We start from the raw sequence: 24,853 nt of genomic DNA, 5'->3' as shown, positions 1-24,853 counted from the left end.
TTCCAACAGGAGAAGCTATGAAGAACACCGGGACAACGGGAACCAATGCGGTCGACTGGGAGGAACGCGTCGATTTCGAGCGACTGCGGAACGAGAGACTGGCGCGGCTCAAGGCCGAATTGAACCGCTCGGAGCTCGGTGCGGTACTCGCATTCGACTTCTCGAACATCCGCTACATGAGTGCGACCCACATCGGCACCTGGGCGATGGACAAGCTCATCCGCTTCGCACTGCTCACCCGCAACACCGATCCCATCGTGTGGGACTTCGGTTCTGCGGCGAAGCATCACGCCCTGTACAACCCGTGGCTCGACACTACGACCGCCGAGATGGATGCCGACCCGAATGCGCCCCACGAGGGAGCGAAGCGGCCCCGTCTCGAGAGCGGCGCCAGGGCCGGAATCTCCACGCTCCGCGGTGCATTCCCGCCCGACGCCGGAATCGCCCAGGAACTCGCACGCAAGATCAAGCGCGAGCTGGAGAAGTTCGGTGTCGCGGACCAGCCGCTCGGGGTCGATGTGATCGAACTTCCGATCCTCTTCGCCCTCCAACAGGAGGGCATCACAGTGCTCGACGGCCAGCAGGTCTTCATGGAGGCGCGTCGCATCAAGACGGGGGACGAGATCCGCCTTCTGACCCAGGCAGCGTCGATGGTCGATGCCGCCTACGAGAACCTGTACGAATTCCTGCGGCCGGGAGTGCGCGAGAACGAAGCGGTCGGACTCGTAGCCAAGACGCTGTACGACCTCGGTTCGGAGTACGTCGAGGGTGTGAATGCCATCTCCGGGGAGCGCTGCTCGCCGCATCCGCACGTCTTCTCCGACCGCATCATCCGCCCGGGTGACCCGGCCTTCTTTGACATCCTGCACAGCTGGAATGGCTACCGCACCTGTTACTACCGCACCTTCGCGGTCGGCTCGGCGAGTTCTGCCCAGCGCGACGCCTACACGAGGGCCAGGGAATACATGGACCGCGCGATTGCGCTCGTGAAGCCGGGCGCGACCACGGCGGACATCGTCGCGGTCTGGCCGAAGGCGGAGGAATTCGGTTTCGCCGACGAGGAGGCCGCGTTCGCGTTGCAGTACGGACACGGCGTAGGGCTCTCGATCTGGGAAAAGCCGATCTTCTCGCGATTGACTTCGTTCGACCACCCCGAGGTGCTGCAGGAGGGCATGCTCTTCGCGCTGGAGACCTATTGGCCTGCGGCCGATGGGTGGGGCGCGGCGCGCATCGAGGAAGAGGTCGTCGTCACCGCCACCGGCTGCGAGGTCATCACGAAGTTCCCGGCAGAAGAGCTCATGGTTGCAGGTAAGCGCTACTTCACCATCGATGGCCCGCTCAACCTCAAACGGGACTCGCAGTCGCACCTGAACACGACGTGGGGTCGGGGCGAGGCGTGAGCGTGCTTGGATTCCTCGGCGTCGGCTCGATGGGCTCGGGCATGGCGGCCCGACTGATCGAGGTCGGCCACGAGGTTCGTGTCTGGAATCGATCGCCGGATGCCGTGGAAGAACTCGTGAGCCGCGGCGCGGTCGCAGCCTCCAGCCCGGCAGACGCTCTAGCGGCCGAGGTGTCGTTCAGCATGCTCGCGAACGACGCCGCGGCCGAGGTAGTACTCACCGCTGAGGCCGCCCACTCGGCGAAGGGCCGCATCCACGTCAACATGGCGTCGATCAGTCCGGAGGCGTCGACGCGTCTCGCGGCCATCTTCGAGGATGTGAGGGCCGGGTATGTCGCGGCTCCGGTGCTCGGCAGACCGGATGTCGCTGCCGCGGGGCAGCTCAACATCCTTGCCGCTGGGGCGAGCGCGACCGTCGATGCCGTTGAACAGTATCTCGCCGTACTGGGCAAGCGGATCTGGCGCCTGGGCGAGAAGCCCGGGGTCGCCAACGCGGTCAAGGTCTCGGTGAACTACAACATCATCCACGCGCTGCAGGCGCTCGGCGAGACGATCGCCATGGTCGAGCGGCTCGGGGTTGAGCCGGTGCAGTTCGTGGAACTGCTCAGCAGCAGCCTGTTCGGCGGCGTGGTCTACACGGGCTACGGCAACGAGATCGCCCGCCAGGGCTACTACCCGCCTGGGTTCCACATCGAGCTCGGACGCAAGGATCTTCAGCTTGCCGAGGACGTCGCCGCGTCCAGCGGAGTTACCCTAGCCACTATGCCCGCGCTCATCGCGGTGTTCGAGCGCGCGCTCGCCGATGCCGAACTCTCGCAGGGAGACTGGGGCGCGATCGCCGAGGTCACCCGCCGCGACCTGTTATGAAAGCGCTCCGCGCTGAATTATCGGACACGCACTTCTGTCCTGGCGTTGAACGAGGTCGAGGTTCATTGCGACTTCGACGCTTCGCACAGTCGGCAGAACTCTAGCGAGAGCCGCGAGGCGTTCGTGCATCTCGACAGCGTCGAGCGTTCTCTGCATCGGGCCAATCGGAACGAGATGGGATACACGCAGATGTCGAATCGTGTCGGGTCATAGTCCTGACTCGTTGGCAAGTAGCAACGCGACATTTGATGGCTGAGCGTTGATCTGACCGCTTTCGATGCGTTGGGCTAGATCCATTGTGCGCTTGTTGGCCGGCGCGTGTTGCCCATGCAAACCCAGAACGTTTACGACAAACCCGTTGATCTCTGCAGCTTCGCCTCGCCGACCCTTCCGCCAATCCTGCAATACCGTCGTCAATGTATCGGGGAAGGAATAGTCCGACAGCACCCGTCCAAGAAGATTCGCGGCGTACTGGTCTGGATCCACTATGTCGCTAGCGGCCATACCGAAAATGGGCACGAACTTGCACCCATCAGCCAGTGTCGCTTGCGCGGCTTCTCTGCCACATTCGATCATGAAATCATGCACACCGGGCAAAGACGCTGCCTCGGCCAGAGGGAGGTTGAGAATCGCCGACGGGACGAGTTCTCCGGCGTTGGCGATCAGCTTCATCCATTTTGCTGAGCGAATGTCGCTCGTGATTTCGACCGTACCGGCGTGTTGTAAGAGGTTTTGTACCTGCACGACGCGATCGTCAAGTCCGTTGACGATTGCTCCCACTGCAAACCATGCTGTTGCGGGCGAGTTTTGACGGGTAACAACACCCGGCTCCCACATGTTGGAAGCCATTTCGATGACAGCACCTATCGTGCGTTCGGCGCCTACGACAGCCGCGATGTCATCAATCGACATCCCGTTTTGCAGGCCTACGACCACCCCGTCATCCGCCAGAACTGGTTTGATGAGTTCGCATGCCCACCTGGTGTCATATGCCTTGACGAGAAGGAACACAATGTCGAATTTCTCACGGAACGTCGCAACTTCACAAAGGTGAACTGCGGTGACCGGGGTTATGTGAGTAGCCTCCGGCATCCGCACCTCAATCCCGTTGCGTCGCATAGCTTCGACGTGATCTGGCCACTGCTCGATAAACGTCACATCTAAGCCTGCGTTCACTAAATCGGCTCCGATACCTGCGCCCTGCGCACCGGTGCCGAGCACCGCAATCTTTGTCGATGACATACGAGACTCCTTTGCTCTTATCGCGGTTGTTAGGTCGCAATTCGAGCCAGCATACCAACTCGTTCACATCCACTTCACACATTTATTTGAACTTCGGCCCGGGAGCGAAGTAAGCGCGCTACCGTGACGGATCATGCGATGTGCCCAATCTAAAAGTAATTGGGGCATGACGCCATACGCCAGGTTTCCGATCAAACTGAGCAGCCGATTGATATACGAATGAGCTTGTGAACACTGATAATCAATGTGTACAGTATTGCCCAACGGGTTTAGCGCTTGGTGGACGGAGTTGTCCCCACCGGCTGGAGCGATAATGAAGGATGCGGCGATGCATGTTATCTCAACTCAAATGAGGCGCACTCGACCGAGCTTTTCGCGTGGATTCATCGCTATCGCCGCCGCGACGATTGCGCTGTTTATACTCGGCGCTGTAGTCGCGCCGTCGAGTGTCTCGCATAGCGCTCTAATCGGAATGATTCCCTTTGCAGCGGTGCTCGCGATCGTGGGGTTGGGCCAATTACTCGTTATCCAACAGGGTGGAATCGATCTATCCGTGGCTGGCGGCGTTTCGCTGGCAGTCGTCGTTGTTACCCACCAACCCGACGGCGACAGTTCCAAACTTCTTCCGGCCGTGATCATGGCCATTGGGTTCGCTACTGCTGCTGGACTACTCAATGGGGTCCTGGTGAGTCGGCTTCGCTTGAACTCGATTATCGCGACGATCGGAACGAACGCGCTTCTATACGGACTTGTTTTTGCCGTCTCTGGTGGCACGCCCCGAAGCACAACCCGTTTGCTAGCGAACATCGCCGGGGGCAGCACGTGGGGTATTCCTCACTCTGCTCTTTTCGCGGGCGGCGCACTAATCGTCGTCTCTGTTTTGACCAAGAAAACTGTGGGCGGTCGTCGTTTCGAAGCGATCGGGGCAAGCCCGGCCGCGGCTCGCGCGGTTGGTCTGAAGGTGCGAGTGCATCAGACTCTTTCTTTCGTCTGGGCCCAATGGCTGTATTGTCTCGGCGGTATTTTGCTTGCCGGAATCACTAATCAACCAACGGCTTTCCAAGGCGACTCTTTGCTCCTGCCGTCCGTTGCAGTCGTGGTACTTGCCGGAACCTCGCTTCTTGGCGGCCGCGGCTTCCCGATCTCCACTGTGATCGCGGCCTTGTTCCTTCGGGAATTGCAACAGTTTGTGCTTGCGCTGGGAGTTGGCACCTCGATCCAGATCCTTGTGCAGGCAATAGCTCTCGCCGTTGGCGTGGGCCTCTACTCCGTCGACTGGTCATCTGTACGGCGACGGCTCAGGCGGCGCAGAGCCGATGAGGTAATCGTCGCCTGAACATTGGTAAAAAAACTCGACAGAGAAGTCGAAATGTGCGGCACAGTTGCCGCGAAAAATCCAGGAGGAAAAGCAGCCATGAAACGTCCTAGCATTCTCACAGCAACATTCGCGACCGTGGCCCTCGCTGCGCTCGCCTTAGCAGGTTGCAGTTCCGGCGGCCCTGCATCGACGGCAAACGGAGCAGATAACGTCACTCATCTCGAGGGTGCGCCGGCTTGGTGTGGGACTAAGAAGGCGACCCTTGCTCTGCTGGATGGTTTCGGAGGTAACAGCTGGCGTCTGGTTACCACTGCGTCTGGCCAGGACGAGGTCAAGAAGTGCGCGAGCATTACCAAGTACGAGTACTCGAACGGCAATGGAGATACCCAGAAATCGATCTCGGATATCCAGGGCTTCACTGCCAAGGGTATTGACGCGATGGTCGTGTTCGCCGATGCGGGACAAGCGATGCTGCCAGCACTTCGCAGCGCCTACAAGGCTGGCGTAGTGGTGGTGCCTTATCGCGTTGAGGTCGGTGGCAAGGCTGGCACCGACTACACGCAGTTCGTCGGTGCTTCGTTCGAGAATGACGGTATCAATTGGGGCAAGTGGATCAAGAGCATTTTGCCGAGTGGTGGCAACCTGCTCTTCCTGAGCGGTCCGAAGGGGAACAGCCAGGGCAACGATGAGCTGAAGGGTATGAAGACCGTACTCGACGACAGCTACAAGTTCATCAATGAGGCACCATACGATGTCACGAACTGGGATCCTGCATTGACCCAGCAAGTGCTAACCGCGGAGATTGCCAAGAACCCCAAAATCGACGTGATCGTTTCAGACTTCGGTCCGTCGCTGGTCGGTGCTCTCCCGGTATTCCAGAAGAGTGGCCGTTCGATCCCCGCCATCGCAACCTCGGATGGCAATGCTCTCGGGTGCTTCTGGAAGCAGAATGAAGCTGCGAACCCTGACTTCAAGCTGTTCACAGTCGCGACCGGTAACGACAACGTTCGCCTCGCTGTGCAGTGGGCAGTGGCCAAGGCGACCGGAGGTCAAGTTCCGGACTCCACAACCTTCAAGGCACCGGAGTTTGAGAACTCTGTGACAGGTAAGCCGAATCCCGTGGAATGCGACGCGAACCTGCCGGGTGATATCTACCTGTCCGCTGAGCTCAGCAAGCAGGCTCAGGCTGCTGCCATCAACAACAAGTAATCGAACGCACCGGATCGGCCAGGAGGAATCCTGGTCGGTCCGGCGCCTCGCCTGAAGCTCTCCCAACTTTCTCAGAGGTAAACACGTGACCGACATAACTACGATTCCGGGGTTGTCTGCGACAGAATCCGCTGACGCTCAGGGCGTGATGAATCTTCGTAACATTTCAAAGTTCTACGCGGGAGTTCCTGCACTCTCAGATGTGACGTTGCAGATACGCCCAGGTGAGGTGCACGCGATCCTTGGGGAGAATGGCGCGGGCAAGTCCACGCTGATGAATGTTGCTTCAGGCACTACCCAACCCGATGGTGGATCTATCGTCTTTGATGGCGAAGCGGTCACGCTGACTCCACCGGTAGCGGCACGGCTTGGAATAGCCATCGTCTTCCAGCACCCGGCACTGCTCCCGGACATGACCATTCTCGAAAATCTACAAGTCTCACTCCCCGCATCTGTCTTTGCCGAAGACGCGACCGAAGCGATCGCAGAAAGGATGCTAAATGAGGTCGGTCTCCGCGTGCATCTTCGTGATCGCGTCGAGACGCTCACCGTCGCCCAGAAACACCTGCTGGAAATAGCCAAAGCATTTGCGACTCGGCCTCGGGTGCTCATTCTCGACGAACCGACCGCGCCTCTCGGCCAAGCATCCGTAGACCTATTATTTGCGCGAGTGCGGAGGGCTGTCGCGGAAGGGGTGGCCGTGGTGTACATCACCCACCGCCTGGCCGAGGTACGAGAGCTGGCTGAGCGGGTCACGGTTCTGCGCGATGGGCGCCTACGCGGGGAATCGGCCGTCTCGAACGTCACCGATAACGAGCTTCTGGCACTCATCGTTGGCCGTGAGCTCAACTCGACGTTTCCGCCAAAGCACGTTGTCGACCCGTCCAATGCGAATGTACTCGAGGTAGTTGATCTGACTGGAGATGGCTGCCACGGTGTCTCGCTCACGGCTAGCGCGGGTCAGATCATCGGCATTTCGGGCGTCGCTGGGAATGGCCAAAGCGAACTCTTGCGCGCCCTGGCTGGGCTTGCTCCCTTCTCTGGAGGCGTGAAGCTAAACGGCGTCGACCGACGGCCCCACCAACTGCTACGCGAAGCTGCCTTCATGCCAGCCGATCGTCACAGCGAAGGCCTCATGATGAACCTCACGGTGCGAGAGAACGCAGCGATTGCGGCTCTGAAAAAATTCCGCGGATGGTGGCTGCTGAGCCGTAAGAAAGAGTTCGGACGCGTAACTGAGTCGCTCAAAAACCTCGATGTGCGGGCGCCCTCCCTTGAGGCCGAGGTATCGTCGCTTTCTGGTGGCAACCAGCAGAAAGTTGTCATGGCACGTGCGTTGCTCTCCGAGCCCGCTATCCTCATCGCCGATGAACCGACCCAAGGTGTTGACGTGGGCGCTCGTGCAGAGATCTACCGCATCCTGCGAGAGGTTTCGGCTGCCGGGATCCCCGTCATTGTTAACTCGTCCGATGCGAAAGAGCTCGAGGGTCTCTGCGACGAGGTAGTCGTTATGTCGCGCGGCACGATCATTGAGAAATTGACCGGTGATGATGTCACCGAAGAAAGAATGATTGCGGCAGCTGTGCGCGCCACAGCGACGGCAAAAGGTGGCGACGACATCGCCACCACAAACATGAGGCAGAGCGGGGGGAGTGTTTGCCGCTTCGTTCAGGGCGATTATGCCCCGTCGGTGCTTCTGATCGCCGTGGTGATCCTGCTGGGCGCATACATTTTCGGACAGAACGACCGCTATTTGTCGGTTTTCAACATCAGCACTGTCCTGTTGGCGGTGACCGCGCTTGGCTTCATCGCGCTTGGCCAGACGGTGAGTCTGCTGCTCGGTGGCATCGACCTCTCCGTCGGGCCGCTCTCCGGTTTTCTTGTGGTGGTTGCCTCTTTCTTCGTCAACGACGAGAAACCCATAGTCGTCATCCTTGTTGGGTTACTGCTGATGGTCGTGGTGGGGGTAGCCGTTGGCCTTGTGAATGGGTCGCTCATCCGGTTCGCGAAATTCACGCCCATTGCGGCAACCCTTGCCATGTATATAGCGCTCCAGGGCCTGAGTTTCGTTTTGCGCGACGGTCCGGATGGCTATATTAACGCCGATTTCGTGGCCATCACTCAAACAACGCTGGGCCCCATCCCGGTCGCATTTATTGCGCTGGTTGTGATCGCGGTTCTCTCGGAGCTTTTACTCAAGCGCAGGCGGTGGGGTTGGCGACTTCGCGCGGCGGGTTCGGACGAAGAGTCTGCCCGGAGGATCGGTGTGAGGATCAATCGCACTGTGGTCCTCGGCTACGCATTAACCTCGTTCTTCACCGTGCTTGGCGCGTTCGTTTTGATGGGGCAAATCGGTGTTGGCGACCCCTCACAAGGCGTCGGCTATACATTGTCGAGCATCACGGCTGTGGTACTAGGGGGGACGAGCCTGCTTGGTGGGCGCGGAACTTTCATTGGCACCGTCCTCGGTGCCCTTTTGATCACTCAGTTGCTCAACGCAACGACATTCCTCGGACTTTCTACACTCTGGCAGTACATATTCCAGGGCTTGTTGATTTTGGTTGCCGCGGTCGCTTATTCGTTCATTCGCGCACGGCGCTCTCGCACAACTGCGTGATGGTAAGACAAGCACCTCGATGAGCCGTGAACGAATGCGCGCAGTAGCGCAACTATAAGGAAAGAAGCGGGAGTATGAACGATCGGATGAGGGGGCGCACTGTCGTTGTCACTGGCGCAGGCTCGGGAATCGGAGCTGGAATAGCGAAAGGGATGGCGCGTGAGGGCGCAAACATTGCGGTGGCTGACCTGGACTTCGCGGCTGCAGAGCGAGTAGCTGACGAAATTGTCGCCGATGGAGGAGCCTCGATTGCAACTCACGTCGATGTCGCCGAGCGTTCGACAGTCGTGGCGGGTATCACGGCCACGGTGAAACGCTTTGGACGCATTGACGCGTACTTCAATAACGCCGGTATGAATAAACCGATGCCATTTCTTGAGATCACCGAAGACAATTTCATGTTCATCGTCAAGATCAACGCACTTGGCGTATTGATAGGAATTCAGGAAGCTGCGAAGCAGTTTCTCGCGCAGGGTTCGACCGGAAAGATTGTCAATACGGCGTCGATTGCTGGCCGTACGGGGTTTCCTAAATTCGCGCCATATAGCGCTGCCAAGGCGGCAGTCATCTCGCTCACACAAGCGGGCGCGAGGGATTTGGCGCCCCACGGGATCACTGTGAATGCGTTTGCACCTGGTGTCGTGGCGACGCCATTGTGGACAAGGCTCGACGCCGACCTCGCGGCCATGGGCGCCGCTGATGCCGGGTTCGATTCGATGGCCGCGGACATCTTGCTCGGGCGAGCGGCGCAGCCCGCGGACATCGTGCCGACTGCGATCTATCTAGCATCGAGCGATTCCGATTACATCACGGGGCAGGTCATTCCCATTGAGGGCGGCATGATCCTGGTCTGACAATCGGTCGTCGGGAACCGCTACGCATCACCATCGAAAGGACGAGATCAACATGAGTACAGCAACCTGGGGTACTAATGCAGTGGATTGGGAAGAGCGGATCCCTATGGATCGGCTCCGCACAGAGCGCTTGGAGCGACTCCAGGCTGAGCTGAAGGCGTCCGACTGCGGAGCAATTCTGGCATTTGATTTTTCGAATATTCGCTACATGACATCGACGCATATCGGAACCTGGGCAATGGACAAGCTGATCCGGTTTGCCTTGTTGACGCGGAATGCAGACCCGATCCTGTGGGACTTTGGGTCAGCCGCGAAGCACCATTCGCTGTATGCGCCGTGGCTGTCTACGACGACCGCGGAGATGGACGCAGACCCACACGCACCGCATCACGGTGCCATCCGGCCTCGCCTCGAATCAGGTTCGCGGGCGGGTATTTCGACGCTGCGTGGAGCTTTCACTCCGGATGCAGGTATCGCCGATGAGGTTGCTCGAAAGATCAAGCGGGAGCTTGAGAAGTTTGGTGTCGCGAACGAGCCTCTCGGAGTCGACGTCATCGAACTTCCGATCCTGTTCGCTCTTCAGGCAGCCGGAGTCAATGTTGTCGACGGGCAGCAGGTGTTCCTCGAAGCTCGAAAGATCAAGACCCCGGATGAGATCTCCTTGCTAACGCAGGCGGCCTCGATGGTCGACGCCGCGTACGACAAGCTTTACGAGTTCCTGCGGCCCGGCGTGCGCGAAAACGAGACCGTTGGACTAGTCGCGAAAACTCTCTACGATCTTGGGTCAGAATATGTCGAAGGTGTCAATGCGATTTCGGGGGAGCGCTGTTCGCCTCATCCTCATGTCTATTCCGACCGCATCATCAGACCGGGTGATCCCGCGTTCTTCGACATCCTGCACAGCTTCAACGGTTACCGCACCTGCTATTACCGCACGTTTGCGGTAGGGTCGGCCAGCCCCGCGCAGAATGACGCTTATAAGCGTGCGCGGGAGTACATGGATCGAGCGATTGCCCTGGTCAAACCCGGAGTCACGACGGGCGACATCGCGAGTGTCTGGCCAAAGGCCGAGGAATTTGGGTTCCCGGACGAAGAAGCGGCTTTCGCACTGCAATACGGTCATGGAGTGGGACTCTCTATTTGGGAGAAGCCAATCTTTTCCCGCCTCGTGTCGATCGACCACCCAGAAGTGATCGAGGAGGGGATGTTCTTCGCACTCGAGACCTACTGGCCGTCTGCGGACGGCATCGGTGCAGCGCGCATTGAAGAAGAACTTGTCGTAACCGCTGATGGATGTGAAGTTGTCACGAAGTTCCCTGCCGAGGACCTGATGGTCGCCGGACGCCGCATGTACACAGTGAACGGACCTTTGCCGGACATCCGAAGCTCGCAGTCTCATCTGAATACGGCTGCGGGTCGTGGCGAGAATTGACTACTTCGGAGAGGCACAACTCATGAGGGCAGCGGTGTATTACGGTGACCACGATGTGCGCATCGAGTCACGCCCGGTCCCTGAGCGCGGAGAGGGGGAAGTTCTTCTGCGTGTGCTACGCACGGGAATCTGTGGAACGGATGCCACAGAGTGGCGATCCGGGCCTCACCTCTTCGCGTCGCGTGATGCACCGCACCCGGTGACAGGTCACTCGGGTCCCCTCATCTTCGGCCACGAGTTTATCGGCACAGTGGTTGAGGCCGGAGACGACAGCGCTTTTGCGGTAGGTGACAATGTCGCTTCGGGGGCAGGGGTTTCATGCGGCGAGTGCCCTCGCTGTCGTGAGGGTCGCACGAACCTCTGTTGGAACTATAAGACTCTCGGTCTTAATGTCGATGGCGGAATGGCGGAATTCGTTTCAGTACCCGAGAAGATACTCGCGGTCGTTCCGGAGGGGCTCGATCTTAGTGTCGCTGGGCTTGCCCAACCTCTTGCGGTCGCATTTCACGCCGCCCGTCGCGCCCGCGCCTCGGATGGGGATCGCGTCGTTCTCATAGGCGCGGGGTCGATTGGCACCTTCGTGCTGGCGGCTGTGCTTTCGTTGGCTCGCGTTGAAGTGACCGTTGTGGATTTTGCCGGGTCGCGGCTCGACCGTGCCCTGCGAGTCGGTGCTAATCGAGTTGTTCCCACGGGAGAGAACGTCGTCGAGGATGTCCTTGGGGCCGTGGGAGCGCGCGGCGCCGACATCGTCATTGAAGCCAGCGGCGCGCCGGGGCAACTGGCAAATGCAATCAGAATGGTGCGGGCGGGAGGGGCAATCCTGCAGGTAGGACTTGCCGCGCATCCGCCCGAGGTAGACATGCAGTCTCTCGTCATCCGCGAGGTCTCGATCCGAACGACTAACGCGCACGTCTTTGCCGAGGACCTCGCTCCGGCCCTCGAGCTCTTGGCAAATACTGGGCTCGGCACGGAGATGCTTGACTCCGTCCATCCGCTCGAGGATGTCGCGGAGCAACTAGAACGCTTGGCTGAGGGCAAAGTTGAGGGCAAAGTTTTGTTCGACCCGTCGCTATCGGCGACCGCTTTATAACTAGCAGCACTGACTGAGATTGGACATACAGATATGAAGGCGGCGGTTTTTCACGCAGCACACGATGTCAGGGTAGAAGATGTGCCCGCGCCCACGAGGCTTGGGCCACGAGAGGTGCTGGTGAGGCCGTATTGGTGCGGCATTTGCGGCACCGACCTGCACGAATATGCGATGGGACCCATCGTGACGCCTGCGACGCCCCACCCTCTTAACGGCGCCATGAACCCACAAATCCTTGGCCATGAATTCTCGGCCGAAGTGGTCGAGATCGGTGCCGAGGTGACGCGGGTAAAAGCCGGTGACCGAATCACCGCAATGCCGCTTCTCTTTGACAACGAGTGTTACTACTGTCGGAGGGGCCTCAACCACCTGTGTGTCAAGATGGCCTGCGTCGGACTCAGTTATGCGTGGGGTGGCATCGCGGAACTCGCCGTCCTGCCAGACAGCATGCTCACCGTACTGCCTGACGAAGTAAGCGACTTGCAAGGAGCCTTGGTCGAACCGGCTGCAGTTGCGGCGTACGGCGTGGACACCGGACATGTCCGGCCAGGGGACAATGTCCTCATCACCGGTGCTGGCCCGATCGGGGCCCTTGCAACGCTCTACGCCGCGTCACTGGGCGCACGTGTCTTTGTCTCCGAGGTAAACCCGGCCCGCCTGGCCTTGATCCGAAGTCTTGGCGTGGCCGAGGTGCTCGACCCGTCGAACACCGACGTGGCCGCATTTCTGAAGGATCTGAACGAGGGTATCGGGGTGGATGCGGCGATTGAATGCTCGGGCAACGAGCGCGCACTCCAGACTGCACTCGCTTCTGTGCGGTCCGCTGGTCGTGTGGTGCAGACCGGACTTCACACCAGGCCAGCTTCGATCGAGCCGATGGCACTGTCCGAGCACGACATCACTCTGGCTGGAACGTGGTGCTACCCCGTGACGGACTTCTCTCGTATCGTCGGCCTCATCGCCACCGGGCGGTACCCGGTTGAGAAAGTTGTAAGTGCGCAGATTGCCATGGACGACATTGTCGAGAAGGGTTTTGAAACGCTCCTTTCCTCGACCGGTGACCAGGTCAAAGTACTTGTGAACGCACGCGGCTGATCCCAAATGCCACTGCTTGAAAGACGACTGAAGAAAGAGGAACGATGAAAGCGCTGCAGTTCACCCGCCAGGGGCAACCTGAGATTGTCGAGTTGGACGTACCCGAGATTGCCGAGGACGAGGTACTTATTGCCGCACGCTCGGTCGGAGTGTGCCACTCAGATATCGATCTCCTCGAGGGGCGCTACATAATTCCGTTCAGCTACCCGATCATTCCTGGGCACGAGTGGGCGGGCGAGGTGGTTCGGGTGGGATCACGCGTCGTAAACCTGGTCCCAGGTGACCGCGTCGTGGGCGAGTGTGTAATCGGTGATGACCACTTCGGTTTTTCGATCAGTGGAGCAGCAGCGGACTTCTTCGTCGCTAAGCCGACATGGTTGCACAAGCTCCCCGACAACTTGTCGTACACCATGGGCGCGCTGGTCGAGCCATTTAGCGTTGCATATTACGCACTCGCGCGCGTCGGAAACGTCAACGCAAGCGATACTCTCGTTGTGCTTGGTGCCGGACCTGTGGGTCTGGCGGTGACGGCTGCCGCAGCTGCGATGGGCGCGGCTACCGTGGTCGTCGAACCAAGTGAATCTCGCCGCGAAATTTCTCGGCAACTTGGCGCCAAGTACGCGGTGCATCCGGATGAAATTGACGAGTTGCTCCAACGCATCACTCACGGGCGCGGAGCGGACGTCGTGGTGGAGGTTTCGGGGAGACCATCGGTGATGGCACGCGCACTGGAGCTCGTGGCTTTCAAGGGCAGAGTCGCCTACGTAGGAATCAACGTAGGTGACGATGCGTCGGCAAAGCTTGGCCTTATCCAGTCCAAGGAGCTTAAAATCACCGGCTCTATTGGCTCTCCGGGCGTGTGGCCCGACACTCTACGATTTCTTGCAAACAGCGGCATCGATATGACCCCGCTTGTGACCCAGCACTTCGATGTCGACCATGCGCTTGAGGCACTGGATGCTGCGCACAATGGTCGGTCGACCATTAAAGCCCACATCGAGTTGACAGCGACGCTTCGCCAGTAGTCGTCCACGGACGACGAAGCCTCCGCCCTCAGAAAGTGACGGAGGCTTCGTCTTCGCAACACCTTTGCGAGCGTAAAGGCGCTACGGGAGAATCCTGGCTGCCCGATAGCGTTCGAATTTTTCAAAAAAGCTGGCAGGGGTTGATCGGAAGCCCAGGAAGCCAGCTTCGCGACTCTTCGTCATGTCCGTGAGTACCTCTATCGTGCGACCGAGATCCGCGTCGCTGTGCCACCAAGAGGCGAGGCGCGCGACGTCCTTTTCGACCAGGGAGTACTTCTCGGCAATACTGGTCCAGACCGACTCCATGCCTTCCATCTGAACCTCCAGCGTCCGCGGTTGGTCGACGAAGCCTTCCCATTCCACGCCGAAGAATTCGGCTAGTTGAGGCCAAAGCCAGCGCCAGCGAAATACATCACCGTTTGCAGTGTTGAACGATTCGTTTCGCGCGTTCGCGTCCGTGGCAGCCCAGATCATCTGCTCAGACATCAGATCCGCATCCGTGACGTCAGTCAGGCCGTTCCATTGCATCTCTGATCCCGGGAAAATGAACGGCTTCCCGAGTTCCTTGCAGATGGTGGCATACACCGCCAGAGTAAGCGCCATGTTCATCGCATTTCCCACAGCAAACCCGACTATTGTGTGCGAGCGGTGTGAGCTCCAGCTGAAGCCGTTTCTTGCCGCGGAGGCGAACATTTCGTCCTCCTGGGCGTAGTAAAAGTTTGGGTAGTCAAGTCGTGGCTCAGATTCATGGAACGGGGTTTCCGCCATCACCGCCTTGCCATAGGCCTCGAACGGGCCGAGGTAATGCTTCAGACCCGTCATGAGCGCGACGTGCGAGATCGAGTGCGCTGGCTCCAGCGCCGCGAGGAGGTTGCGCACGGTGGCGCTGTTAACCCGAATGTTTTCCGCCTCGGTTTCCATTCGCATCCACGCGGTTATAGCAACGAAGTCCGGCCTCACGTCGGTGAGGGCTTTGGCGAGCTCGGGCGGATCGAGAAGGTCAGCCTGGATTGAGGTAACCCCTTCCGGTCGCACTGATCCACTGCGAGACAGTCCGAACGTTGTCCAGCCCTCCCTCGCCAGCATGCCGGATAGTGACTGCCCAACGATTCCTGTGGAACCGACAACGAGCGCGCGACGTCCGCGAGCTGGCATAGTGTTACTCCTTCGAGATGATAGATGGTGGAACGGATGCGCCACTAGGCGAGCGGAACCTGTGGCGGTCGCGAGGCGAGATAGACAGCAATGGCGGCAGGGCGTTTATCGGCCTCACTGTACGCTTCCTCCACGAATTCCAGTGTGATTCCATCAGGGTCCTTCAAGTACACCCAACGCCAGCCTGCCAGCACGCCTTCGTCGACGATGTTGATGTCGGAAAGGAATTTGACGCCTTTCCCCTCGAGTTCGCTTTTGGTGGCGGCGACGTCGTCGACACGGAACCCGACATGCATGGCGCCTAGCTGATTTTGCACCGGTGGGGTGTCGTTGAGCTCAGGCGGATTGCCATATTCGAGCAGCTCGAGGATGTCCTCACCCACTCGCAGGCAAACCTGACGAAGTGAGGCACCTGGCACCCCAACGCCGGCGGCGAGATCGGGGCCGGCGAACCAAGGACTGGGTTCTCGATCGAATGGAAACCCGAGGATGTCGTGGTAAAAATAGATCGATTGATCGAGATCTTTCACAGTGATACCCGTGTGATGGACGCCTTGGATCGCCACGGTTCATACTCCTTCGTATGTTCTTCTTCACGCAACAGAGAAGCGATTGTGTTCTCCGTTAAACTATAATGTGTTCTCTGCTGATTAACATAGTATGTAGCCGTGTACGGGAAAACTAGAGTGATTCGAGCCGCAAAGCGGCGCGGGGCGATGGGTGTGATTGGTGAAATCCCTTTTATATTGCTAAGAGTGTGCAGTGGGGCTACAACGAGATAGCTCATGTTATTTGGAGAAATCCCTCTTCGAACAGGCTGTGATACGAGTGACTGAAGTGCAGATGGATAACTTGGGATCCCATTTGAAGGGTGCCCGGTTAAGGGCGGGCTTGAGCCTGCGCGAGTTGGCCAGGCAGGCCGAACTTTCGCCATCCTTCATCTCGCAGATTGAGAACGGCAAGTCGCAGCCGTCGGTTGCGACGCTCTACATGTTCGCTCAGACACTCAACGTGTCGATTGACGAATTTTTTGACCAAGGAAGTCGCGAAATTGACCAGACTCCGATTGTCGAGGGATGGGGCCCCGATGGCGACAAGAACCCGACAAACGCCTGGCACCCTTCCGAATATGCGAACCGCGTGTCCGTCGTTCACCCGTCCCACCGACCTCACCTCGTCATGGCCGACGGTGTCGACTGGGAGCGACTTGCGGCGACTCCCGAACGAGCTGTCAACTTCATGAAGATTACCTACGAACCGGGAGCAACCTCGACGGCAGGCGGAGGTCTGGTGAGTCACAACGGTTTCGAGTATGGGTACGTGTTGCAAGGCACTCTGGAACTCACAATAGGGGCCGAGGTATTTATCCTGAACCAGGGAGAGTCTCTGGGTTTCGACTCGAGCATCTCCCATGTATTGAGGAACGTCGGCTCTGCTGAGTTCCAGGGACTGTGGTTCGTGCATGGCTGTAATACGACAACACCCGGGTTTCCCCACTAGGTATTTCTCGTCGCCAAGGTGGTGAGTGCGGCGCGTCGTTGTGCACGTGGGCGTCCGTCGGACTGCGGCTTCGGTCAGCCCTTCCAGACCGTCTTGAGGTTGCAGAACTCTCGGATGCCGTCCGCGGCCAGTTCGCGACCGTAGCCGGAGTGCTTGATGCCCCCGAACGGCAGTTCGGGGTAGGAGATCGTCATGCCGTTGAGGAAGACGGCCCCCGCGTCGAGGGCGCCTACGAAGTAGTCCTCGTCGCCGGCATCCGTCGTCCATACAGCAGAGCTGAGGCCGAAGGTGGTCTGGTTGGCGATCTCGACGGCCTCCTCCCGGCTCTCGACGCGGTAGAGCGACGCCACCGGCCCGAATGCCTCCTCGAGCACGAGTCGCATGTCGCCGTGCAGGTCGGCGATGACGGTCGGCTCGTAGAACCAGCCCGCGCGATCGGGCGCGTGTCCGCCGGTGAGCACGGTCGCGCCGCGGGCGACGGCGTCGTCCACGAGCTCTGCCAGCTCATCGCGTCCCGCCTCCGTGGCCAGCGGACCGACCTGGGTGGCGGCATCCATCGGGTCACCGACGACGAGCCCGGAGAGCTTTTCAGCGAACATCGCCGCGAAACGGTCGTAGACATCGGAGTGCACGATGAAGCGCTTGCCCGCGATGCAGGACTGGCCGTTGTTCTGCACGCGAGCGGTCACCGCGGTCTCGACGGCCTTGTCGAGGTCAGCGCTCGGCATCACGATGAACGGGTCCGATCCGCCGAGTTCGAGCACGGCCTTCTTGATCTGGCCCGCGGCGGTCGACGCGACCGCCCGTCCGGCGGGCTCCGAGCCGGTGAGGGTCACGGCCTTGACGCGCGGGTCGTGCAGCACAGCCTCGACCTCCTTCGAGCCGATCAGGAGGGTCGCGAATGAGCCGGCGGGAAAACCACCGCGCTCGAACAGCGTGTCGAGGTAGAGGGCGGACTGGGGCACGTTGGAGGCGTGCTTGAGAACACCGGAGTTGCCTGCCATGAGGGCCGGGGCTGCGAAGCGGATGACCTGCCAGAGCGGATAGTTCCACGGCATCACCGCGAGCACGACGCCGAGCGGCTCGTAGCGGGTCCAGGCGCGTGACGCGCCAACGCTCGCGGGATCGACGAGCGCGTGCTCGGCGAGGAACTCCTCGGCGTGCTTCGCGTAGAAGCGCATGCCCTTGACGCACTTGAGCGCCTCGGCCTTCGCCTGCGCGAGCGGCTTGCCCATCTCGATCGTCATGATGCGGGCGATCTCGTCCGCCTCGGACTCGAGCAGGTCGGCTGCGGCGTTCATCCAGACCGCGCGCTCGGCGAACGTCGTCGTCCGCATGGCTTTCGTGGCGGCGTCCGCGAGCGCAATGCGCCGCTCGATCTCCTGCGCGTCGTGCGGCTCGAAGGTCCGCTCGGTTTCGCCCGTTGTGGGGTTGATGGTCGCGATGGCCATGGTGTTACCTTTCGTCTTTCACGGCGTGGTGTCGAAAACTTCGGGATGCCGGGCGAGGCCCAACCTGGTTCGTCTGATGTGTCCAGCGAGGATGTGCTCCGCGCCCTCGGTGTCGCGCTCCCGGATCGCGACGGCGAGCATGTGGTGCTCGTCGTGTACCATGCGGGCGGCGTGCTCGTCGAGTAGCAGCGTGAATGCTCGCCGGTAGTGCTGTGTCGTGTTCCACAGGCGCCGCACCAGGTCGCCGAGCACCGTCGTCTGTGCGGATTCGTACGATCCGAGGTGGAACTCGCGGTCGAGCCGCAGGAACTCCTCGACCTCGTCGGTGTGCTCCATGCGGTGCGCGAGCTCGTCGAGATGGTCCATGTGCGCCTCGTCGATCCCGGGGAGGGCGTAGCGCAGCAGCAGGGGTTCCACCCGCTCCCTGGTCTGGTAGACCTCGTCGCACTCTGCGAGGCTGAGGCTCGACACCCAGGCGCCGGTGTTGGCGACCAGAGTGACCAGGCCATCCGCCTCTAGGGTGCGGAACGCCTCGCGCACGGGGACGCGACTCGCGCCATAGCGCTGCGCGACGTCGTCCTGCCGGATGCGCGTGCCGGGCGGATACTCTCCGCCCAGGATCGCGGTGCGCAGCAGCGTTGCGATGCGCGCGCTCGAGTTTCCGTGGGTGGCCACGACCGATACCGCGGGGTGCGTCATACGTACTCCTTCTCGCGGCACAACTCTCTCACTCCGCGGGCCGTGCCGGATGCCACAGCTTGACCGCGGCATCCTTCTCGTAGGCCTTGCCTTGCGGGTAGCTCACGAGCTCGAACTGCATTCCCCAGGGGCTGCGGAAGTACAGCCAGCGCTGCCCCTTCGCCGCCTGCGCGCTCGCGGTGGGCTCGCCCATGATCTCTACGTTGTGGCCGCGCAGGTGCTCGATCGCGGCATCCATGTCATCGACATAGAGCGCGACGTGGTGACCGCCGATGTCGCTGTTCTTCGGCTCGTCCGCCTGCCCGTCGGCAGCGTCGTACTTGAACAACTCGAAGTTCATGCCGTTGCCGAGGCGATAGAAGCGGATCTCGCTGATCACCGTTCGCGGGTGCACGCCCAGGTGGCTGAGCATCCAGTCGTCGTCTGACTGCTTGGCGCCGAGCGTGTAGACGGGGATTGCGCCGAGAACGTCGACGAAGAACCGCTCGGCCTCGTCTAGGTCGGGGACCGTCACGCCCAGATGATCGACGCCTCTGAGGCCGGGGATTCCCTGCATGGTGCCACCTCCTTGTGTAACCGTAATTGTATTCATTATTAGCCATCTGGCGCGAGGATTGCCAGTGAATACGCATCAAAGGGTTGAAATTGTATTCAATCCGTGGTTACTCTGGCCGTAGCTTAAGGAGAGCAACGATGCCCAAAGTGACAAAACTGACCACAGGAGTGGACTGGGTCGAGTTGTCGACCACCGCCGCAGACTGGAAGGCGGCGGATCCTCTCCTGCTCGCCTCGATGCTCGGTGAGCTGCATCTGATTCGAGCGTTCGAAGAGACGGTGCTCGAGCTGGCGGGCGAGAGCCTCGTGCACGGACCGGCACACTCCAGCATCGGCCAGGAGGGCGGAGCGGTCGGGTCGATCATCGGCCTCAGCTCCCAGGATGCCGTCAACGGCTCCCACCGCGGCCACCACCAGTTCCTCGCCAAGGCCATCACTCACGTGTCCGGCGGCGCCGTCGATCCCGCGAAGCTCGTCACCCCGGAGATCCAGGCGGTGCTTCAGCGCACGCTCGCCGAGATCCTCGGTCTCGCACAGGGCTACTGCCGCGGCCGCGGCGGCTCGATGCACCTGCAGTGGTTCGAGGCCGGCGCCCTCGGAACGAACGCGATCGTCGGCGGCGGCGCTCCGATGGCCACGGGCAATGCCTGGGCACAGAAGCACTCCGGCACGACAAACGTCACGATCAACTACTTCGGGGACGGGGCGAGCCAGATCGGCTCCGTCCTCGAATCCATGAACCTCGCCGCGACGTGGAAGCTGCCGGTCATGTTCTTCATCGAGAACAACATGTACGCCGTCTCCACCCGGTCTGACGAGATCACGGCGGACACTCGGTTCTCCGTGCGCGGCCAGGGCTTCGGCATCCCGTCCTGGCGTGTCGATGGCATGGACCCGCTCGCCGTCTACCTCGCGACCCAGAAGGCGGAGGAGCGGATGCGCGCAGGCGACGGCCCCGCCGTCGTCGAGGCCCAGGTCTACCGCTACTTCCACCAGAACGGGCCATACCCGGGCAGTGCCTTCGGCTACCGCGACAAGGCAGAGGAGACCGCGTGGCGCGCCCGCGATCCACTGGACCGCGTGGCCAGGGAGATGATCAAGCTCGGTCTCATCGACGAGGCGGGCGTCGCCTCCGCGCGCGAGCAGGCGCAGGCCGCCATGACCGCGGCCGTGGGTGAACTGCTCGAGGCCGACCCGGACGCCGCGGGCAAGCGTCGCATCCGCCCGAGCCTGTGGCCGGACCCCGGATTCGCCAACGTCGGCGTGCGCGGAGACGCGAGCGAGCTCGAGGCACTCACCGTCGCAGATCCGCTGGAGCACACGGGCGCCTGGCGCGACATCAAGTTCGTGGATGCCGTGGCCGGCGTCATGGATCGCCGCATGGACGAAGATGGGCGCATCGTCGTGCTCGGCGAGGACGTGCACCGCCTCAGCGGTGGCACCAACGGCGCCACCAAGGGACTCGCCAAGAAGTACGGCCCGGACCGGGTGCTCGGCACTCCGATCAGCGAGAACGCCTTCACGGGTCTCGCCGGCGGCCTCGCCCTCGACGGCCGCTTCCGCCCCGTGGTCGAGTTCATGTACCCGGACTTCATGTGGGTGGCCGCGGACCAGGTGTTCAACCAGGTCGGCAAGGCTCGCCACATGTTCGGAGGCGACAACGCCGTGCCGCTCGTGCTGCGCACCAAGGTCGCGATGGGCTCTGGCTACGGCTCGCAGCACCTCATGGATCCCGCCGGGATCTTCGCGACCTCGCCCGGCTGGCGCATCGTCGCCCCCTCATGCGCCGCGGACTACGTCGGCCTCATGAACGCCGCACTCGCGCTGCAGGATCCCGTGCTCGTCATCGAGCACGTCGACCTCTACGGCACCGCCGATCGCGTGCCTGAGGGGGACCTGGACTACATCCTCCCGCCGGGCCGTGCGGCCGTCCGGCGCGCGGGCTCCGAGGTCACCGTGATCAGCTACCTGTCGATGGTCGGTCACAGCCTCGAGGCGATCGAGCAGACCGGCATCGACGCGGAGCTCATCGACCTGCGCTGGCTCGACCGCGCATCCATCGACTGGGACACCATCGGCGAGTCGATCAAGAAGACGAACAACGTCATCATCGTCGAGCAGGGTGCCCGCGGCACCTCATACGGCACCTGGCTGTCGGATGAGATCCAGCGTCGTTACTTCGACTGGCTCGACCAGCCGGTCGAGCGGGTGACCGGTGGCGAGGCTTCGCCGTCCATCTCGAAGGTACTCGAGCGTGCTGCCATCGCGAAGACGGATGAGGTCGTCGAAGGCCTCGAGCGTGTTCGTCGCGGCTGGGGAGGCAACTGATGGCACTCGTCGTTCGGATGCCGGAAGTCCTCACCGGGGCAACCGAGGGTGCGCTGTCGGCCTGGCTCGTCTCCGTCGGGGACGCGGTCACGGTCGGACAGCCGATCGCCGAGGTCGAGACCGAGAAGGCCACCGTCGAGTATGAGGCCGAGGCCGCGGGTACGATTGCCGGCCTGCTCGTCGAGACGGACATCCAGGTCTCGGTGGGAACCCCGATCGCCGTTCTCGCTGCAGAGGGAGAGTCCGCAGAGCAGGCGCTCGCCGCGGCCGGTCCGGAGATCGGTGCGGCCGCTCCGGCGGCAGCGCCCGAGCCCGCCCCTGCCGCTGCGCCTACGCCAGTCGCCCAGGTTCCGGCTCCAGAAGCAGCTGCCGCCGCTCCGGCCACACCCGCTGCGCCGGTCGCACCCGCGGCCGCCCAGCACGGCGGACGCCTGTTCATGAGTCCGCTCGTGCGCAGGCTTGCGGCGGAGCGCGGACTGGACCTCTCCACCGTCACGGGCAGCGGCCCCGGCGGGCGCATCGTCAGGCGAGATATCGAGTCGCTGTCTGCACCGGCACCCGCTGCTCCTACGGCACCCGCTGCCGCGCCCGCAGCTGCTGCGGACGGCTCCTACACCGACGTGCCCCACACCGGGATGCGCCGTGCCATTGCCAGGCGGCTGGTCGAGAGCAAGTCGACGGTTCCGCACTTCTACCTCGTGGCGGACTGCCGCGTCGATGCCCTGCTGGAGTTCCGCCAGCGGATCAACGAGACCGCGCCGTCCAAGATCTCGGTCAACGACTTCGTGGTCAAGGCCGCTGCCGCCGCGTTCCGCGCGGTGCCGGAGGCCAACGCGATCTGGACCGAGGATGCGACCCGTCGCTTCGAGCGCGTCGACATCGCGGTTGCCGTGGCGATCGACGGCGGACTCATCACTCCCGTGGTACGGGGAGTGGAGCGGATGTCGCTGAGCAGCGTGAGCGCGAGCATCAAGGAGCTCGCAGAGCGCGGTCGCGCCGGCAAGCTCAAGCAGGACGAGATCGAGGGAGGCTCCTTCTCGGTCTCGAACCTCGGAATGTATGGAACGCAGGAGTTCTCCGCGATCATCAACCCGCCGCACGCGGGCATCCTCGCGGTCGGTGCGGCGCGAAAGGCGCCCGTCGTCGTCGACGATGAGATCGTCGTGGGCACCGTGATGACCGTGACACTCTCGGCCGATCACCGCGTGCTCGACGGTGCCCTTGCGGCCCAGTGGCTTGCGGCCTTCGTCGGTCTCATCGAGAATCCGGTGGCGATCCTGGTCTGACAGGCTCGCGAGGTATCAGTATTGGCCGCTTGGGCACACCGATAGCGACCGAAACTGGTGCCTCGTGATGGTGGTGAGCTTCAGTGCCGAGAGCCCGGCGAAACGACGGCCAGGGTGATGCCACCGGCGATCACCACGAGCAGCACCACTCCGATCACGATCCCGGCGGGGTGGCCGAGGTTGATCGTCCAGCCGATACCGAACCGCTTGGGGACCATGAGCGCGGGGTCGTGACGGTTGACGTAGAAGACGCCGCCCTTCCAGAAGTGGTCGTCGTCCGGGGCATCCGGTCGGGCGGCCGGCTTGGAATGCGCGACCGAATCGGGGGAGCCCGGCCTTGCTGTCGGGATGGGGGCCGCAACCGACACGGACATCGCGCGCTGGTACCGCACGACGTACACGACGATGACGAGTGCCATGAACGCGATGAGCGTGACGATGTTGGCGATCATGAGCCAGGACACCATCGGGAACGACCACGAGATGACGGCGAGCACGCTCATCTCGAACGCGAGGACCAGGGCGAGCTGACCGAGCAGGCCACCGGCAAGCCGCTGCTGCACCCGCGTTCGGTGGGCAGCGACCTCCGGGCTGTCGGAGGCGACGCGGCGGGCCGGCGACACGCGAGTGAGGAATGAGATGGCGAACAGGAACACCACGATTCCGACACCCATCATCACGGGGCCGAAGGCTGACCACACGGACTTGTCCGCAAAGCCGTTGGCAACGCCGTCTCCGCCCCAGTGGATCGGGAGCGGATCGGGCAGGCCGGGATAGACGGCAACGCCGATGCTCGCGGCGATGGCGAGCAGGATGAGCGCGGCAACATACCAGCCGAACGGCGTCGCGGCATTCGGGGAGCCGGCCGTGACATCCGCAGCCAGCCGCACGGACACGCCCTCATACCACTTCTCTTCGCGTTTGGCCCGCGCGATTCCCGACCGCGCCACGGCGTAGGACGCGAAGCCCAGAACGACGAAGAGCAGCACGGGCACGATCACGCCCGCCGCGGGAGACAGCAGGCTGGACGCGACGGCGGCGGCAATGCACACGACGAAGGCCACGAGAACCGCGGCGCGAAAGCGCCGCACCGCAAGACGGATGACCGGCTCGTCTACGCGGCTCGCGGGCACGCTGACTCCGAGCGGGAGCGTTGCGGGCGTGATTCGCGGCATCGCGTACAATACTGCCGCGACGAGTGTGGTGGTCAGCGCGGAGAAGAGCAGGGAGAACCAGGTCATGGGGCGGTGTCCGTTTCGTCGTGTGGAGTGGTCGTCGCGCCGCTGGATGGATGCGTGAGATATTCCTCGGCGAGGGCGTCGAGAACGGCGTTGACGCTCGAGGAGATGTCGGCACGAGAGAGCCCCTGTGCAACGGCCTCCGCGAGAAGCGTGGTGAGCCGAGGCGTCCAGGACTCGGTGAAGGATGCCGTGCCCGGCCCGGTGAGAGGCCCGCGCGCGACGATCGACCCCGACTTGTGGTTGGTGAGGATCAGCCCCTCCTGGCGCAGGAGTTCGTAGCCCTTGCCCACGGTGGCGACGTTGATGCCGTAGGCCCCCGCGAGTCGTCGTACGGACTCGAGCTGGTCGCCCGGCTGCAGGCGCCCCGCGGCGATCGCCTCGACCATCCGATCCCGCAGCTGCTGGTAGAGCGGGGTGTCGGAAAGCGGATCCAACAAGATCTCCATGCCGCCCCCATCCGCGAATCTGTATTACTAGTCATAGCACAGAT

At 61.8% G+C, this 24,853-nt stretch carries 21 protein-coding genes and 1 pseudogene; 14 read left to right on the top strand and 8 right to left on the bottom strand.

Annotated elements, in window-relative coordinates:
* Positions 1-17 precede the first annotated feature (17 nt).
* Together ABUA28_RS02025 and ABUA28_RS02020 are read left to right on the top strand one after the other, a co-directional pair.
* On the top strand, positions 18-1,400 hold the full coding sequence (locus tag ABUA28_RS02025) for a M24 family metallopeptidase (protein ID WP_349902266.1): 1,383 nt from the start codon (positions 18-20) through the stop codon (positions 1,398-1,400).
* Entirely contained in the window at positions 1,397-2,266 is an 870-nt protein-coding gene (locus ABUA28_RS02020; protein ID WP_349902265.1) for an NAD(P)-dependent oxidoreductase, read from the top strand. Before ABUA28_RS02025 ends, ABUA28_RS02020 begins: the two co-directional genes overlap by 4 nt.
* Positions 2,267-2,473: 207 nt before the next feature.
* On the opposite strand, the gene ABUA28_RS02015 is transcribed toward ABUA28_RS02020, so the two are convergent.
* The gene (locus ABUA28_RS02015; protein WP_349902264.1) at positions 2,474-3,508 is read right to left on the bottom strand and encodes a ketopantoate reductase family protein; all 1,035 of its coding nucleotides are present in this window, start codon (positions 3,506-3,508) and stop codon (positions 2,474-2,476) included.
* Positions 3,509-3,821: 313 nt separating this feature from the next.
* Here ABUA28_RS02015 and ABUA28_RS02010 point away from each other — a divergent pair, with 313 nt between their 5' ends.
* The 9 genes and pseudogenes from ABUA28_RS02010 (at position 3,822) to ABUA28_RS01975 (ending at position 14,148) form a co-directional block, all read left to right on the top strand.
* Positions 3,822-4,844, top strand: coding sequence for an ABC transporter permease (locus ABUA28_RS02010; RefSeq protein ID WP_349902263.1), 1,023 nt, complete (start codon positions 3,822-3,824; stop codon positions 4,842-4,844).
* A gap of 33 nt (positions 4,845-4,877) precedes the next feature.
* Positions 4,878-6,035 (top strand): substrate-binding domain-containing protein, encoded by a 1,158-nt coding sequence (locus ABUA28_RS02005; RefSeq protein ID WP_349902262.1) that lies wholly within the window; start codon positions 4,878-4,880, stop codon positions 6,033-6,035.
* Positions 6,036-6,240: 205 nt separating this feature from the next.
* A pseudogene (locus ABUA28_RS14080) lies at positions 6,241-6,654 on the top strand (ATP-binding cassette domain-containing protein); the annotation flags it as partial.
* Positions 6,640-8,652, top strand: a complete 2,013-nt coding sequence (locus ABUA28_RS02000) for an ABC transporter permease subunit (RefSeq protein ID WP_407075410.1) — start codon at positions 6,640-6,642, stop codon at positions 8,650-8,652. The pseudogene ABUA28_RS14080 and the gene ABUA28_RS02000, both read left to right, overlap by 15 nt.
* A 74-nt stretch (positions 8,653-8,726) precedes the next feature.
* The gene (locus ABUA28_RS01995; protein ID WP_349902260.1) at positions 8,727-9,506 is read left to right on the top strand and encodes an SDR family oxidoreductase; all 780 of its coding nucleotides are present in this window, start codon (positions 8,727-8,729) and stop codon (positions 9,504-9,506) included.
* Positions 9,507-9,558: 52 nt separating this feature from the next.
* A complete protein-coding gene (locus ABUA28_RS01990; RefSeq protein ID WP_349902259.1) occupies positions 9,559-10,938 on the top strand; it encodes a M24 family metallopeptidase in 1,380 nt (459 codons plus the stop codon).
* 22 nt (positions 10,939-10,960) lie between these two features.
* Positions 10,961-12,028: a zinc-dependent alcohol dehydrogenase gene (locus ABUA28_RS01985; protein WP_349902687.1), complete on the top strand. Its 1,068-nt coding sequence runs from the start codon at positions 10,961-10,963 to the stop codon at positions 12,026-12,028.
* A gap of 33 nt (positions 12,029-12,061) precedes the next feature.
* On the top strand, positions 12,062-13,123 hold the full coding sequence (locus ABUA28_RS01980) for a 2,3-butanediol dehydrogenase (protein WP_349902258.1): 1,062 nt from the start codon (positions 12,062-12,064) through the stop codon (positions 13,121-13,123).
* Positions 13,124-13,167: 44 nt separating this feature from the next.
* Positions 13,168-14,148: a zinc-dependent alcohol dehydrogenase gene (locus ABUA28_RS01975; RefSeq protein ID WP_349902257.1), complete on the top strand. Its 981-nt coding sequence runs from the start codon at positions 13,168-13,170 to the stop codon at positions 14,146-14,148.
* Between the two features lie 81 nt (positions 14,149-14,229).
* On the opposite strand, the gene ABUA28_RS01970 is transcribed toward ABUA28_RS01975, so the two are convergent.
* Positions 14,230-15,303 carry an SDR family oxidoreductase gene (locus tag ABUA28_RS01970; protein ID WP_349902256.1) on the bottom strand — a complete coding sequence of 358 codons (1,074 nt, stop codon included), beginning with the start codon at positions 15,301-15,303 and terminating at the stop codon, positions 14,230-14,232.
* Between the two features lie 44 nt (positions 15,304-15,347).
* Entirely contained in the window at positions 15,348-15,869 is a 522-nt protein-coding gene (locus ABUA28_RS01965; protein WP_349902255.1) for a VOC family protein, read from the bottom strand.
* Between the two features lie 262 nt (positions 15,870-16,131).
* Here ABUA28_RS01965 and ABUA28_RS01960 point away from each other — a divergent pair, with 262 nt between their 5' ends.
* Positions 16,132-16,803 carry a helix-turn-helix domain-containing protein gene (locus ABUA28_RS01960; protein ID WP_349902253.1) on the top strand — a complete coding sequence of 224 codons (672 nt, stop codon included), beginning with the start codon at positions 16,132-16,134 and terminating at the stop codon, positions 16,801-16,803.
* Between the two features lie 74 nt (positions 16,804-16,877).
* On the opposite strand, the gene ABUA28_RS01955 is transcribed toward ABUA28_RS01960, so the two are convergent.
* Genes ABUA28_RS01955 through ABUA28_RS01945 form a run of 3 tightly spaced genes read right to left on the bottom strand, consistent with a single transcriptional unit; the run spans position 16,878 to position 19,509 of the window.
* On the bottom strand, positions 16,878-18,254 hold the full coding sequence (locus tag ABUA28_RS01955; RefSeq protein ID WP_349902252.1) for an NADP-dependent succinic semialdehyde dehydrogenase: 1,377 nt from the start codon (positions 18,252-18,254) through the stop codon (positions 16,878-16,880).
* Between the two features lie 18 nt (positions 18,255-18,272).
* Positions 18,273-18,953: a GntR family transcriptional regulator gene (locus ABUA28_RS01950; protein WP_349902250.1), complete on the bottom strand. Its 681-nt coding sequence runs from the start codon at positions 18,951-18,953 to the stop codon at positions 18,273-18,275.
* Between the two features lie 28 nt (positions 18,954-18,981).
* Positions 18,982-19,509 (bottom strand): VOC family protein, encoded by a 528-nt coding sequence (locus ABUA28_RS01945; RefSeq protein WP_349902248.1) that lies wholly within the window; start codon positions 19,507-19,509, stop codon positions 18,982-18,984.
* 137 nt (positions 19,510-19,646) lie between these two features.
* Here ABUA28_RS01945 and ABUA28_RS01940 point away from each other — a divergent pair, with 137 nt between their 5' ends.
* Positions 19,647-21,836, top strand: a complete 2,190-nt coding sequence (locus ABUA28_RS01940) for an alpha-ketoacid dehydrogenase subunit alpha/beta (protein WP_349902246.1) — start codon at positions 19,647-19,649, stop codon at positions 21,834-21,836.
* Positions 21,836-23,122: a pyruvate dehydrogenase complex dihydrolipoamide acetyltransferase gene (locus ABUA28_RS01935; protein ID WP_349902244.1), complete on the top strand. Its 1,287-nt coding sequence runs from the start codon at positions 21,836-21,838 to the stop codon at positions 23,120-23,122. The genes ABUA28_RS01940 and ABUA28_RS01935 overlap by 1 nt, the downstream gene beginning before the upstream one ends.
* Positions 23,123-23,202: 80 nt before the next feature.
* Here ABUA28_RS01935 and ABUA28_RS01930 read toward each other — a convergent pair whose 3' ends face one another.
* Positions 23,203-24,363, bottom strand: coding sequence for a DUF1648 domain-containing protein (locus ABUA28_RS01930; RefSeq protein WP_349902242.1), 1,161 nt, complete (start codon positions 24,361-24,363; stop codon positions 23,203-23,205).
* Complete coding sequence (locus tag ABUA28_RS01925) at positions 24,360-24,809, bottom strand: GntR family transcriptional regulator (protein WP_349902240.1); 450 nt, start codon at positions 24,807-24,809, stop codon at positions 24,360-24,362. The genes ABUA28_RS01930 and ABUA28_RS01925 overlap by 4 nt, the downstream gene beginning before the upstream one ends.
* Positions 24,810-24,853: the final 44 nt, after the last annotated feature.

Origin of the sequence: Parafrigoribacterium humi (assembly GCF_040227205.1) — a bacterium.
In the GTDB taxonomy this organism is placed as follows: domain Bacteria; phylum Actinomycetota; class Actinomycetes; order Actinomycetales; family Microbacteriaceae; genus Parafrigoribacterium_A; species Parafrigoribacterium_A humi.
The sequence above is the reverse complement of the archived record's forward strand: the minus strand, read 5'-3'. Positions and strand labels throughout refer to the sequence as shown.